This window comes from Hymenobacter convexus, assembly GCF_030580955.1.
Lineage (GTDB): Bacteria > Bacteroidota > Bacteroidia > Cytophagales > Hymenobacteraceae > Hymenobacter.
In genome coordinates, this window is sequence record NZ_JAUQON010000006.1 from 20,565 (window position 1) to 32,926 (window position 12,362).

The window sequence follows — 12,362 nt, forward strand, 5'->3', positions numbered from 1 at the left end:
GGTCAGTTTGGCCACAAACACATCCCCACTGCCAGCGTTTGTCAAAGTGTTGAGTCCGAAGCTGGCTGTAGTACTGTAAAAAAGGCCTGCCACATACACGCTGCTACCGTTTACGGCCAACGCGCTAGCATCATCGATACTCGTACCGCCAGCCCGTTGTGCCCATACAAAGCTGCCGGTATCGGTTAGTTTGGCCACAAATATATCAGTGCTCCCCGCATTGCCCATGTTCATACCGGATAAAGTAATTGGGCCAAAATCCGCGGCAGGGCCCCCAAAACTACCTGCTATGTACACGTTACCTCCAACTACAGCCACCGCCCCTACATTATCCACCCCTGCTCCTCCAGCCTGCTGTACCCACGCAAATTGATTACTTGAAGGAATAAACTTGGCTACAAACATGTCTCTGCCTCCACGGCAGCTTAAGGTAGTGTTGCCCAGCACTACCGTGTTCACAAAACTGCCAGCCAAATACACGTTGCCCGCTGCATCAACCGACGTAGCGCTTACTGAGGAGTAATTGCCTGTTCCTGCCGCCGTGGCCACCGCCACCGCCCGCGCCGACTGCCAAGCCGGCGCCTGACCCGCCGCCGGGAACCGCAGAGCCAATAGAAACAAAGCCACCAGAGTGCGAACCAGCGCGGCGGGAGGTAGAGAGGAAAAGTTAACCATAAAGGAAAGGAAATGGAGGTTTCAGATAGGACGCAATATAAAAAGAGGGAGCTGGACGAATCCCGCTCCCTCTTTCGACTTGATTAACAGCGGCCTCTAGCTCTCCGCGCTCGTCTTCTCGAACTCGTCCAGCTTGGCCAGGGTGGCGCTGATGTTCTCGGTGAAGATGACGCCGACGCCGCCCTGCGGCGTGTGCTGCAGCAGGTGGTCGATGGCGTCGGGCTCGTTTTCGATGTAGATGATTTTCAGGTCCGGCTTGTCGAGGCGCAGGCCGCGCTCCATAATCTCGCGCAGGAACTCGGCCGACTTGCCGCGCAGGTCGCGGTCCTGGCGCAGAATCACCTCGTCGAAGATGCGGCCGGCAATGCGGGCGAAGCCCAGCGTGTCCTCGTCGCGGCGGTCGCCAAGGCCCGATACGATGCCGATTTTGCGGGTGGCCGGCGTGGCCTCCATGAACTCGGCAAATTTGGTGATGCCCGCCGTGTTGTGGGCGTAGTCCACAACGACTTCAAAGTCTGCGAATTTGTAGATATTCATCCGGCCCGGCGTTTTGGTGGCCGAGGGGATGAAGGTGCGCAGCGCCGTCTTGATTTCGTCCTTGTCGAACCCGGCCAAGTAGCCGGCCAGCGCGGCGGCCAGGCTGTTCTCGATGTTGAAGCCCGCGCGCCCGCCCAGGGTGATAGGAAACTCGGCGGCCCGGTCGATGCGCAGCTTGTAGCTGTTGCGGTAAATGGTCACGTACCCTTCCTCGTACACAGCCGCCACGCCGCCGGCCTCCACGTGCTCCTGAATGCGCGGGTTGTCGTCGCGCATGCTGAACAGGGCCACGCGGCAGTCCACGGTGCGGGCCATGGCGTACACCAAGTCGTCGTCGGCGTTGAGCACGGCCCAGCCATTTTTGCGCACCGTGCGGGGCAGCACGCCCTTCACGGCCGCCATTTCCTCCACGGTGTAAATGTCGCGCAAACCCAGGTGGTCGGCCGCCACGTTGGTCACCACCGCAATGTCGCAGGTATGGAAGCCCAGGCCCGAGCGCAGCATGCCGCCGCGCGCGGTTTCGAGCACGGCGTAGTTCACGGTGGGGTCTTTCAGCACAAACTCGGCGCTTTGGCCGCCGGTGCAGTCGCCCTTCTGCAGCTGCACGCCCTGAATGTAGATGCCGTCGGTAGTGGTGAAGCCCACCTTGTAGCCCTTACTGGCCACCATGTGCGCAATGAGGCGCGTGGTGGTCGTCTTGCCGTTGGTGCCCGTGATGGCAATAATGGGAATGCGGGCCGTGCTGCCGGGCGGGAATAGCATATCCACCACCGGCGCGGCCACGTTGCGGGGCAGCCCTTCGGCAGGTGCAATGTGCATCCGGAAGCCCGGCGCGGCGTTCACCTCAATCACGGCGCCGCGGCTCTCGTTGAGCGGCACGGCAATGTCGGTGGCCATCAAATCGATACCGCAGATGTCCAAGCCCACGATGCCGGCCACACGCTCGGCCAGCAACACATTGTATGGGTGCATGTTGTCGGTCACGTCAGTGGCCGTGCCGCCGGTGCTGATGTTGGCCGTGCTTTTCAAATACAGGGTTTCGCCGGCCGGCAACACCGATTCCAGCGTCAGGCCCTTGCCTTCCAGAATGTCGAGCGTGTGCTTGTCGGCTTTGATGCTCGTGAGCACCTTCTCGTGGCCCACGCCGCGGCGCGGGTCCTCGTTCACTTTGTCGATGAGTTGTTTGATGGTGCTGCTCCCGTCGCCGGTCACGGCGGCGGGCGTTCGCTTGGCGGCCGCTATCAGCTTGCCGTTCACCACCAGCAGGCGGAAGTCGAAGCCTTCCACAAACTGCTCCACAATCACGGCCCGCGAGTACTCCTGCGCGGCCTTGAGGCCGGCGGCGGCATCCTCCCAGTTCATGATGCGGATGGTGGCGCCCTTGCCGTGGTTGCCGTCGAGCGGCTTGGTCACGATGGGGAAGCCCAGCTCGTCGATGGCATCGCGCAGCCCGTCCTCCGAATACACCGTGGTGCCGCGTGGCACGGGCACGCCTGCGTCGTTGAGCATGGCCTTGGTACGGTTCTTATTACCGGCCACTTCCACCCCGGCGTGCGAGGTGAAGCTGGTGGTGGTGGCCCAGATGCGCTTCTGGTTTACCCCATAGCCCAGCTGAATGATGCTGCTGTTTTTGAGCTGGATGTACGGAATATTGCGCGAAGCGGCCTCGGCTACAATGCTATAGGTGCTCGGCCCGATGAACTCATCCTCCCGAATTTCGTGCAGCTCGTCGATGATGGGCTTCAGGTTGACGGGCTCCTGCTTGCACAGCGCCTCCACAATCTCCACGGCATATTCGGCCGCCCGGCGGCCGGCCCGCTCCTCCTGGTAAGCAAACACCACGTACTCTACCCCTTCTTCGCGGGCCGGGTAGCTTTTGCCCCAGTACACCGGCATGCCCGCCAGGCGCTGCAACTCCAGCGCCACGTGCTGGATGACGTGGCCCAGCGGCTCGCCGTCGTTGAGTTGGTCTTCATTCAGCGGCGCGTGCTTCGGCGACTGCCGCCCGCTGATGCCGCCTGGCTGCGGCTGCCCAATCTTGGGAAACAGCTGCATGAACTGCGCCGGAAAGTCCGGAATGCCGTTCGACCACGTGCCCGCAAATTCCTCCAGGTCCACTTTCGAGACAATGAGCTTGGTGTGTTTCACGGACCAGTAGCTGGGCCCGCGCATGGTGCGGATGTCAATTATCTTCATAAACCGGAAAAAAAGGCGCTTTGGCAGCAATTACGGCATTTCTGGGCAATGCAGCCGAATTGTTGGGAGAATATGGCGCTAAAACCTTCGCTGGCTTTTGGGCACAAAAAAGCCCCGACTGTAGCGAAACAGTCGGGGCTCTCAGCAACAAGCAATTAAGAAGAGGTGACGAGCGGATTCGAACCGCTGTAGGAGGTTTTGCAGACCTCTACCTAGCCACTCGGTCACGTCACCAGTTGTGGTCTTTTGGGAGCGCAAAGGTAGGCAAGCGGTTTGGCGTAGGCAAGGTTTCGGCACAAAAAAAGCCCCGGCGTTGCGGCCGGGGCTCCTTTCTGCAACTAGGCTAAGCGGTTAGGCTTTGGCCTCGTCGTCTTTTTTGTCGGCATCGTCGCCGGCCACCAGGCCTTTGGCTTTGTCAACAAGGTCGCCGGCTACTTCCGAAGCTTTGTGGAAGGCTTCCGAGTGCGTCACAGCGTCCACGGCGTCCGAAGCAGCGTGCTTCACGGTGTCGAAGGCAGCCGAAGCAGCGCCCGTGATACCGGCCAGCAGGCCACCTTCAGCCGGAGCGTCAGCAGCAGAAGCTTCCTCAGCCTTGGGGGCTTCGGCAGCCGAAGCAGCCTCAACCTTTTCAGCCTTGGGAGCAGCGGCGGGCTTGGCAGCGGCGGCGAGCTTCTGCTCACCGGCCTTGCGCTCGTTGCCCATCATCTGGTCGCGCAGGGCGCTCAGGGCGTCGAGGTCGCCGAGGGTCGACTTCTCGTCGTTCTTCTTCAGGTCGCTGATTTTGCCTTCACCCTGGGTTTCGCCAGCCTTGGTGTTGGTTTTCTTCTTGAACTTGGCGTTGCGGCTGTCGTCCTCAGCGGCGGCTTCCTTGTTGAACACGGCCGTGTGCGAGAGCACAATGCGGCGGTCGTCCTTCGAGAACTCCGTTACGCGGAAGTCGAGCGACTCACCGTTCTCGGCGGTCGTGCCGTCTTCCTTCACCAGCGACTTGGGGTAAGCGAAGCCCTCGATGCCGTAAGGCAATTCGAGTACCGCGCCACGCTCCGACTTCTCGGTGATGGTAGCCTTGTGCACCGAGCCGGGGGTGAACACCGTCTGGAAGGTATCCCAGGGGTTTTCTTCCAGTTGCTTGTGGCCCAGGGCTAGGCGACGGGCGCCGAGGTCCAGTTCCAGTACCACTACGTCGAGCTTGTCGCCCACCTTCACCATTTCGGAGGGGTGTTTGATTTTCTTGGTCCAGCTCAGGTCAGACACGTGCACGAGGCCGTCCACGCCCTCTTCCAGTTCTACAAACAGGCCGAAGTTGGTCAGGTTACGCACGGTGCCGCTGTGCTTGGTGCCCACGGCGTAGGTCGAGGCGAAGTCGCCACGGGTCCACGGGTCTTCGGTCAGCTGCTTGATGCCGAGGCTCATCTTGCGGTCTTCGCGGTCGAGCGTCAGAATCTGCGCTTCCACCGTGTCGCCCTGCTTGATGAAGTCCTGCGGGTTGCGCAGGTGCTGGCTCCAGCTCATTTCCGACACGTGGATGAGGCCTTCCACACCGGGTACCACTTCCATGAAAGCGCCGTAGTCGGCCACGTTCACGATGCGGCCCGATACTTTGGAGCCCGGCTGCAGGTCGGCCGGCAGCGAATCCCACGGGTGGGGCGTCAGCTGCTTCAGGCCTAGGCTGATGCGCTTTTTGGCTTCGTCGAAGTCCAATACCACGATGTTCAGCTTCTGGTCCAGGGTCAGCACTTCGCTCGGGTGAGCGATGCGGCCCCACGAGATGTCCGTGATGTGCAGCAGACCGTCGACACCGCCGAGGTCGATGAACACGCCGAAGTTGGTCATGTTCTTGATGTTGCCTTCCAGAATCTGACCTTTTTCGAGGTTGTTCAGGATGGCCTCACGCTGCTTCTCGAGGTCTTTCTCGATGAGTACTTTGTGCGAAACCACCACGTTATCGAAAGCGGAGTTGATTTTCACCACTTTCACTTCCATGCGACGGCCCACATAAATGTCGAAGTCGCGGATGGGTTTCACGTCGATTTGCGAGCCGGGCAGGAAAGCTTCCACGCCGTCGAGCTCCATGATGAGGCCGCCTTTGGTGCGACGCTTCACCACACCTTCGAGGATGGTATCCAACTCGAGGGCATCGTAAATAGCCTTCCAGGCTTGCTTGATTTTAGCCTTCTTACGGCTCAGGATGAGCTGGCCGTTGATGTCTTCCTGGTCTTCGATGAACACCTCCACCTCGTCACCGATTTTCAGGTCGGGCAGGTCGCGGAATTCGGTGATGGACACCAAGCCATCGGATTTGAAGCCGATGTTCAGGATTACGTCGCGGTCGGTGATGCCTACCACGGTGCCTTTCACCACTTCTTCTTCCTGTACGGTCGTCAGGGTGTCGCCGTACATTTTCTCCATCTCAGCGCGCTGGTCCGAAGAATAGTTGCCGCCGAAGCCAGTGGCTCCAACGTTGTCCCAATCAAAATCGTCAACTAATTCAGTTGCCATACTTGTATGCGGGCTTCTATGTAAAAGCGCAGCGGCCGAAGCCCAGACTGCTACGCCGTTGCTTTTGAACCTCTTGCCGTTAGGGCGCAAGGCCCGCCACCTTGGCGGGGCCGCAAAGGTACGGATTATGAGGCGGTTTTGCTAACTGTCCTCCGTATGCCATTCGCCCTTGTTCCATTTTTTCCAGTATGTCCGCCGTGTTTGATTGAAATATGCGCACATGATGACGTCGGCTGCTTCCAACCGATTGGCATGGGTTGAAATCAACTCTTTTTCCGAAAGTGGCTGCTTGATTTCAGCTAGCAATTTGCGAACGCATTTTCGAGCTGCCATTGGCTCAAAAGGGCCTTCCATTTTGCGAATAAGCTCAATGCAAACCCAAGTCATTTCGTCGAATCCGGTTCTTGTGACCAAGAGGTTTACCAGCCTAGATACATATTGGGTGCAGTCGATTCCATTTCGTTCGAGCGGCCATAGATAGTTAGCACGGTAGCCTTCATTTTGCGAGTCACCTGCCGCTCGGAGCAGCGCCTGAGTTGCCCTATTGTCTTTTGTTGAAGCAATTATCTTGGCGACAAGCTCTTTTACTGACTGGTTTTGAATTTGCCCCAACAATTTGATTAGCGTCGTTACAGCCTGATAATTTGGCTTTTCTATAGCAGATTTCACAGCTAAAAGCTCTTCATGCAAGGTTGAATCTGCTTCAGCTTCTTTTAGTAGCTTTTGCAACTTCTCCCGGTTAGTTAGTCGGGGTTTGCTCATTTCGAAATTGTTTTCAATAGTTGTGCGCTATATGCTTGAATTTTCCTAATTCACAATCTTAACACTACCCCGCCAAACCCCGCGCAACGCCACGCCCGTAAGGAGAAGGTATTCATTCACCCCAAACACCTTACTCTAATGGCCTATATCAAAGCAGGCGAAGACACAGCCGGCAACCCGATTAATATTTTCTACGAAGACTGGGGCCAGGGCGCCCCAGTGGTGCTCATCCACGGCTGGCCGCTCGACCATACCATGTGGGAGCATCAGGCGGTGGCGCTGGCTAAGGCCGGCAAGCGTGTGATTGCCTACGACCGCCGCGGTTTCGGCCGTTCGTCGCGCCCGTGGGGTGGCTACGACTACGACACGCTGGCATCGGACTTGAACGCGCTGCTGACGGAACTGAACCTGACCGGCGTGACGCTGGTGGGCTTCTCGATGGGCGGCGGCGAAATTGCCCGCTACATTGGCAACTACGGGCAGGCGCGGGTGGCCCGCGTGGCCTTTGTGAGCGCTGTGACGCCCTACATGCTGCAAACCGGCGACAACCCCGACGGCGTGCCGCAAAAGGTGTTCGACCAGATGCACGAAGGCATCGCCAAGGACCGTTTCGCCTTCCTGGAAGGCTTCGCCAAGGATTTCTACGGCCAGAGCCTCATCAGCCACCCGGTGAGCCAGGCCGTGCTGAACTGGAACCAGACCGTGACCACACTGGCCGCGCCCAACGCGACGGACGACTGCGTGACCTCGTTCTCAGGCACTGACTTCCGCGACGACCTCAAGAAAGTGACGGTGCCGACGCTGGTGATTCACGGCGACAAGGACCAGACGGTGCCTTACCCGGTGAGCGGCGAGCGCACGGCCAAAATGGTTTCCGGCGCCGAACTGAAGGTGTACGAAGGGGCGCCGCATGGTTTGTTCTTCACTGAGAAGGACAAGCTGACGGCTGATTTGCTGACCTTTATTGGCAAATAGTAGCCACTCCGCAACAATGCAAAAGGCCCCGATGCAATAGCGTCGGGGCCTTTTGTATTTTCTGTCATCTTCAACGACGAGACGCAAATATGCGTCTCTACGCAGCGCGGCCCATTTCCCGCAGGAACATAACGTGCGACACCACGGCGGAGCGGGTGCGGGCGTAGTTGTTATAAGTAATGTCGAACTCGCTGCATACCTGCTGCACAATCTTACTGATGGCGGGGTAGTGCACGTGCGAGATTTTGGGGAAGAGGTGATGCTCAATCTGGAAGTTGAGGCCACCTACCAGCCAGCTAACCACTTTGTTATCGGTAGCGAAGTTGGCCGTGGTGCGAACCTGGTGGATGGCCCACTCGTCTTCCAGCTTGTGGGTGGTGGCGTGGGGCACTGGGAAAGCGGCGTCCTCCACGGTGTGGGCCAGTTGGAACACCATGCTCAGCACGAGGCCGGCCACGGCGGTGCTCAGCATGAAGCCGGCAAACCAGGGCAGGAAACCAACCATGTAGATGGGCAACACCACGTAGAGCAAGAGGTTCAGCACTTTAAAGCCCCAGAAGCTGACGTGCTCGCCGGTGTTCATGGGCTTGAGGCCGATGGCGCCGATTTGGCGGGAGAAGTATTTCTGGTAGTCCATGGCGAAAATCCAGGACGTGTAGAGCATGCAGTAAAGCGCCCAGAAATAGAAGTGCTGGTAGCGGTGCAGGGCGTGCTTGGGCTGCTCGGGCGTCATGCGCATCCAGGGCTGGATGTTGATGTCGTCGTCGTGGCCCTCGATGTTAGTATAGGTGTGGTGAATGAGGTTGTGCTTGGAGTTCCACATGTAGGGGCTGCCGCCGAGCACGCCCAGCGTGTAGGCCGCCAGCTTGTTCACCCACGCAAAGCGCGAGAAGCTGCCGTGGGCGCCATCGTGCATCACGTTGAAGCCGATGGCGGCGATGACACAGCCCAGCAAAGCGCATTCGAGCAGAGCCCAGCCCCAGGCCGGCGTGAAGAACACCAGATGTACGTAGAGAGCAGCCATCATTCCCACGAGCAGCACGCCCTTGAAAATGAGACTGGTGTCACCTGTCATCCGCTGCCCCGATTCCTCGAAATAGTGATTTATACGGGTTTTGAGCTCGGTGTGAAACGAGCGGGTTGCAGCGAACTTGGGCAGGGCCATAGGCAAGAATTGGGGGTGGAATATGGTCAAAGGTACCCCCGCCTAACCCTATACGGCAGAACTTAATTCAGGTACGCGTGCCAGTTCTGGTCGATGGTGCCCGCCGAGAGCTTAAGGAAGCCGGCCAGCGTGGGCTTTTTGGGCTGCTGCCGGATGGTCAAACCCGCTTCATTGGGCGTGTGGTGGCCTTTGGCGTGGTTGCACCGTGCGCAGGCCGTGAGCAGGTTGGTCCACGAAGATTCTCCACCCCGGGAGCGTGGCAACACGTGGTCGAGCGTTAAATTTTTCGTGGAGCCGCAATATTGGCACTCAAAATGGTCGCGCTTGAAGATGTTGTGGCGGCTCAGGGCAATGCCTTTGTATGGCACGCGCACGTAGCGCTGCAAGCGGATGATGCTCGGCTTGGGGTAAGCTTGCGAAATCGTGCGCAGGGTGCCGTCGGACTTGGCCACCATTTCCGCCTTATCGAGAAACAGGAGCACAAACGCCTTCTGCACGCTGCACAGGGTGATGGCGGTATAGTCGCCATTCAGCACTAACACTTTTTGGTCCATACACGCTTGGGGCTCGGGTAACCCGCCGAAAGCTAGCGGTTTCCGAGCAGATAAACAAGCGTGTGAGGGTTAAGTTCAGCTGTCGACTTAAGGATATATAGGCACGTCATGCAGAGCGCAGCGAAGCATCTTGCCCGCTACCAGTAATCCAATCGAAAAGATTTACTGGTAGCGGGCAAGATGCTTCGCTGCGCTCTGCATGACGTGCCTTTCTGTCGTTCTACCCTCCCCTCCTACTCCGGCAGCAGGCGCTTTATCAGGCGCAGCTTGTGGCTGTACCGCTGCCGGTCGCGGTTGAAAATGCCGTTGTGGTCGAGCGGGTCGATGCGGACCTCGCCGTGGGCGTGCAGAATCTGTCCTTCGTCGAACACCATGCCCACGTGCACGATGCGGCCCTCGGCGTTGTCGAAGAAGGCGAGGTCGCCGGGGCGGGCCTGGGTCACAAAATCGACGGTGCGGCCGTGGTCAATCTGCTGGCGGGCATCGCGCGGGAGTTGAATGCCCACTAGGCCGTAGAGTTGCTGGCACAAGCCGGAGCAGTCGAGGCCAAAGACGCTTTTGCCGCCCCACACGTAGGGCGCTTTCAAATAGACGAGGGCCATTTTGCGCAGCAGTGCGGCTTGGCGGGCGGCATCGGGCGCGGCGGTGGGGTTGGTGGCGGTGCCGTTGTAGAAGTAGGTCCGGTCGCCGATGCGCACGTTCATGCCATCGAAAAACGGCAGGCGGCAGCCCAGCGTTAGCGGAATTTTGGTGGTGGCGTCGCTCACGGCCTGCACCACGTCGAGGGCGCGGGGATGGTCCTGCGCCTTCCAGGCCGCTAGGTATTCGGGCGATACGGGCGTGTGCTGCTTGATATCCATCCAGCCCACGTAGTCATCGGCGGCCAGCTGCACCTGCAGCCAGTTGCCCTCGGTGACGAGAATCTGGTAGCACTCGCCAAAGAGCAACTGGGTGACGAGTTCGGCCCGGTCGTTGGGCTCGGCGCGGGCGGGGACGGCGCTCAGGGCGCAGATGCCGGGATTCATTATAATTGAGTAATTCAGTATCGGGTATCAAGTAGTCAGACAACTACATTTCAGCACAATATTCAGCACAATCTCGGGAGCCAACGCCCAAATCAATTATCTGAATACTGACTACCTGATACTGAATACAATAAAATTACATCCGCTCCATGTCGCGCTTCTGAGCTTTTTCCTTGAGGTCGTTGCGCTTGTCGTAAAGCTTTTTGCCCTGGGCGAGGGCAATTTCGATTTTGGCGAAGCCGCGGTCCGTCACGAACAGGCGCAGGGGGATGATGGTGAGGCCCTGGTCGACGCTTTTGCCAGCCAGCTGCTTCAGCTCGCGCTTGTTGAGCAGAAGCTTGCGGGCGCGCATGGCGTCGTGGTTATTGTAAGTACCTAAGGAATAGGGCGCGATTCGGATGCTGTGAATCCAGAGGTCGCCTTTGTGGTCGAAAGTGCAGTAGCCATCGGTCAGGTTCACGTTGCCTTCGCGGATGCTTTTTATTTCGGTGCCTTGCAGCATCACGCCCGCGTCGTACTTGGCCAGGAAAGTGTATTCGTGGCTGGCGCGACGGTTTTTGATGTTGATGATGACGGGTTTAGCTTCTTTGGCCATGATGGTCGGATTGTAGCACCGGCTTTCGCTGGTGCCGGAAATGCGCAACGGCACACAAGCGCAAGCCTATGCACTAGCGGTACGTCGCAAACGGGGCGCGAAGCTACGCCTACGTCAGCTTCAGGCGCGGGTTGGGGCTGGTGAGCTGGTCGGCGAAGTCGCCGGCTTCGTACTGGAAGTGAGCCGTCATGGCCACCATGGCCGCGTTGTCGGTGCAGAACTGGAATTCCGGGATGAACACCTGCCAGCCCTGCGCAGCGGCTTCGGCCTCCAGAGCGGTGCGCAGGCCGGAGTTGGCGGCCACACCGCCGGCCAGGGCCACCTGCGTGAGGCCGGTATCGGCGGCGGCGCGGCGGAGCTGGCGCAACAGCGTGGCCACGATGGTGTGCTGAATGCTGGCGCAGAGGTCGGCCAAGTTTTCCTGCACGAAGTCGGGGTTGGCGGCGGTTTCCTTTTTCAGGAAATAAAGCACTGCCGTTTTCAGGCCGCTGAAGGAGAAATCGTATCCTGGCATGGTGCCCACGGGGAAGGCAAACCGCTCGGGGTTGCCCTGGCGGGCCAGCTTGTCGAGGTGCGGGCCGCCGGGATACGGCAGGCCCAGTAGCTTGGCGGTTTTGTCGAAGGCCTCGCCGGCGGCGTCGTCGATGGTTTGGCCGATGACGTCCATTTCCAGGGCCGACTTCACCACCACCAGCTGCGTGTGGCCGCCGCTCACGGTGAGGCAGAGGAAGGGGAAACTGGGCTTGGGGTCGCGGATAAAGTGGGCCAGAATGTGGGCGCGCATGTGGTTCACGGCCAGCAGCGGCTTGTCGAGCGCCAGCGCCAGCGTCTTGGCAAACATCCCCCCTACTAATAAGGAGCCCAGCAGGCCGGGCCCCTGCGTCACGGCCACGGCGTCGAGGTCGGCTTTGGTGAGGCCGGCTTCTTTTAAAGCAGCCGTCACGACGGGCAGCAAATGCTGCTGGTGCGCCCGCGAGGCCAGCTCGGGCACCACGCCGCCGTACTGCTCGTGGACTTTCTGGGTAGCCACAACGTTGCTCAGCAGTTGGCCGCCGGCCAGCACGGCCGCGCCGGTGTCATCGCAGGAAGATTCGATGGCGAGGATGATGGGGTGAGCGGGTGAAGCCATGGTATTTGGTACGTAAGTTTTGCGGTGGGCCGTAGCACAAACTTTGCAGTCCGCGCCACTACGCCATTAGGCAGTTGGCCGGGTATTCACCCAGGAAGCGGACTGCAAAGTCCGCGCTGCTGGTAGATGAATTGGCCGGCCAGGTCGATTTTTGGGCCGATTTCTCGCTGTCGCGGGACTTGAGTTGCAAAGTTCGCGTTACGGGCTTGAATTCGCCGTAAGAGAACTGAACCACGGCTTGCCGCGGGCC

The 12,362-nt window shown here is 59.3% G+C and carries 9 protein-coding genes and 1 tRNA gene; 1 reads left to right on the forward strand and 9 read right to left on the reverse strand.

What is annotated here, in order from left to right; translation table 11 throughout:
* Positions 1-771 precede the first annotated feature (771 nt).
* From cphA to Q4S41_RS13860, 4 genes are all read right to left on the reverse strand, one after another.
* Entirely contained in the window at positions 772-3,408 is a 2,637-nt protein-coding gene (cphA, locus tag Q4S41_RS13845; RefSeq protein WP_305031719.1) for a cyanophycin synthetase, read from the reverse strand.
* Between the two features lie 163 nt (positions 3,409-3,571).
* A tRNA-Cys gene (locus tag Q4S41_RS13850) sits at positions 3,572-3,642 on the reverse strand.
* A gap of 117 nt (positions 3,643-3,759) precedes the next feature.
* Entirely contained in the window at positions 3,760-5,907 is a 2,148-nt protein-coding gene (gene rpsA, locus Q4S41_RS13855) for a 30S ribosomal protein S1 (protein WP_305031720.1), read from the reverse strand.
* A gap of 141 nt (positions 5,908-6,048) precedes the next feature.
* Positions 6,049-6,669 (reverse strand): HEAT repeat domain-containing protein, encoded by a 621-nt coding sequence (locus Q4S41_RS13860; protein WP_305031721.1) that lies wholly within the window; start codon positions 6,667-6,669, stop codon positions 6,049-6,051.
* A gap of 138 nt (positions 6,670-6,807) precedes the next feature.
* Between Q4S41_RS13860 and Q4S41_RS13865 the strand changes: the two genes are divergently transcribed.
* A complete protein-coding gene (locus tag Q4S41_RS13865; RefSeq protein WP_305031722.1) occupies positions 6,808-7,644 on the forward strand; it encodes an alpha/beta fold hydrolase in 837 nt (278 codons plus the stop codon).
* Positions 7,645-7,741: 97 nt separating this feature from the next.
* Here the strand turns inward: Q4S41_RS13865 and Q4S41_RS13870 are convergent, their stop codons facing one another.
* The 5 genes from Q4S41_RS13870 to tsaD form a co-directional block, all read right to left on the reverse strand.
* The gene (locus Q4S41_RS13870) at positions 7,742-8,809 is read right to left on the reverse strand and encodes a fatty acid desaturase family protein (protein WP_305031723.1); all 1,068 of its coding nucleotides are present in this window, start codon (positions 8,807-8,809) and stop codon (positions 7,742-7,744) included.
* Between the two features lie 62 nt (positions 8,810-8,871).
* Positions 8,872-9,363, reverse strand: a complete 492-nt coding sequence (locus tag Q4S41_RS13875) for an HNH endonuclease (protein ID WP_305031724.1) — start codon at positions 9,361-9,363, stop codon at positions 8,872-8,874.
* Positions 9,364-9,596: 233 nt separating this feature from the next.
* Positions 9,597-10,388 carry a C40 family peptidase gene (locus tag Q4S41_RS13880; RefSeq protein WP_305031725.1) on the reverse strand — a complete coding sequence of 264 codons (792 nt, stop codon included), beginning with the start codon at positions 10,386-10,388 and terminating at the stop codon, positions 9,597-9,599.
* Between the two features lie 136 nt (positions 10,389-10,524).
* The gene (gene smpB / locus Q4S41_RS13885; RefSeq protein WP_305031726.1) at positions 10,525-10,983 is read right to left on the reverse strand and encodes an SsrA-binding protein SmpB; all 459 of its coding nucleotides are present in this window, start codon (positions 10,981-10,983) and stop codon (positions 10,525-10,527) included.
* A 109-nt stretch (positions 10,984-11,092) separates the two neighbouring features.
* A complete protein-coding gene (gene tsaD, locus Q4S41_RS13890; protein WP_305031727.1) occupies positions 11,093-12,112 on the reverse strand; it encodes a tRNA (adenosine(37)-N6)-threonylcarbamoyltransferase complex transferase subunit TsaD in 1,020 nt (339 codons plus the stop codon).
* Positions 12,113-12,362: the final 250 nt, after the last annotated feature.

Coding starts and splice junctions, on each gene's coding strand:
- cphA (WP_305031719.1), bottom strand. CDS start 3,408: ATGAAGATAATTGACATCCGCACCATGCGCGGGCCCAGCTACTGGTCC.
- rpsA (WP_305031720.1), bottom strand. CDS start 5,907: ATGGCAACTGAATTAGTTGACGATTTTGATTGGGACAACGTTGGAGCC.
- Q4S41_RS13860 (WP_305031721.1), bottom strand. CDS start 6,669: ATGAGCAAACCCCGACTAACTAACCGGGAGAAGTTGCAAAAGCTACTA.
- Q4S41_RS13865 (WP_305031722.1), top strand. CDS start 6,808: ATGGCCTATATCAAAGCAGGCGAAGACACAGCCGGCAACCCGATTAAT.
- Q4S41_RS13870 (WP_305031723.1), bottom strand. CDS start 8,809: ATGGCCCTGCCCAAGTTCGCTGCAACCCGCTCGTTTCACACCGAGCTC.
- Q4S41_RS13875 (WP_305031724.1), bottom strand. CDS start 9,363: ATGGACCAAAAAGTGTTAGTGCTGAATGGCGACTATACCGCCATCACC.
- Q4S41_RS13880 (WP_305031725.1), bottom strand. CDS start 10,388: ATGAATCCCGGCATCTGCGCCCTGAGCGCCGTCCCCGCCCGCGCCGAG.
- smpB (WP_305031726.1), bottom strand. CDS start 10,983: ATGGCCAAAGAAGCTAAACCCGTCATCATCAACATCAAAAACCGTCGC.
- tsaD (WP_305031727.1), bottom strand. CDS start 12,112: ATGGCTTCACCCGCTCACCCCATCATCCTCGCCATCGAATCTTCCTGC.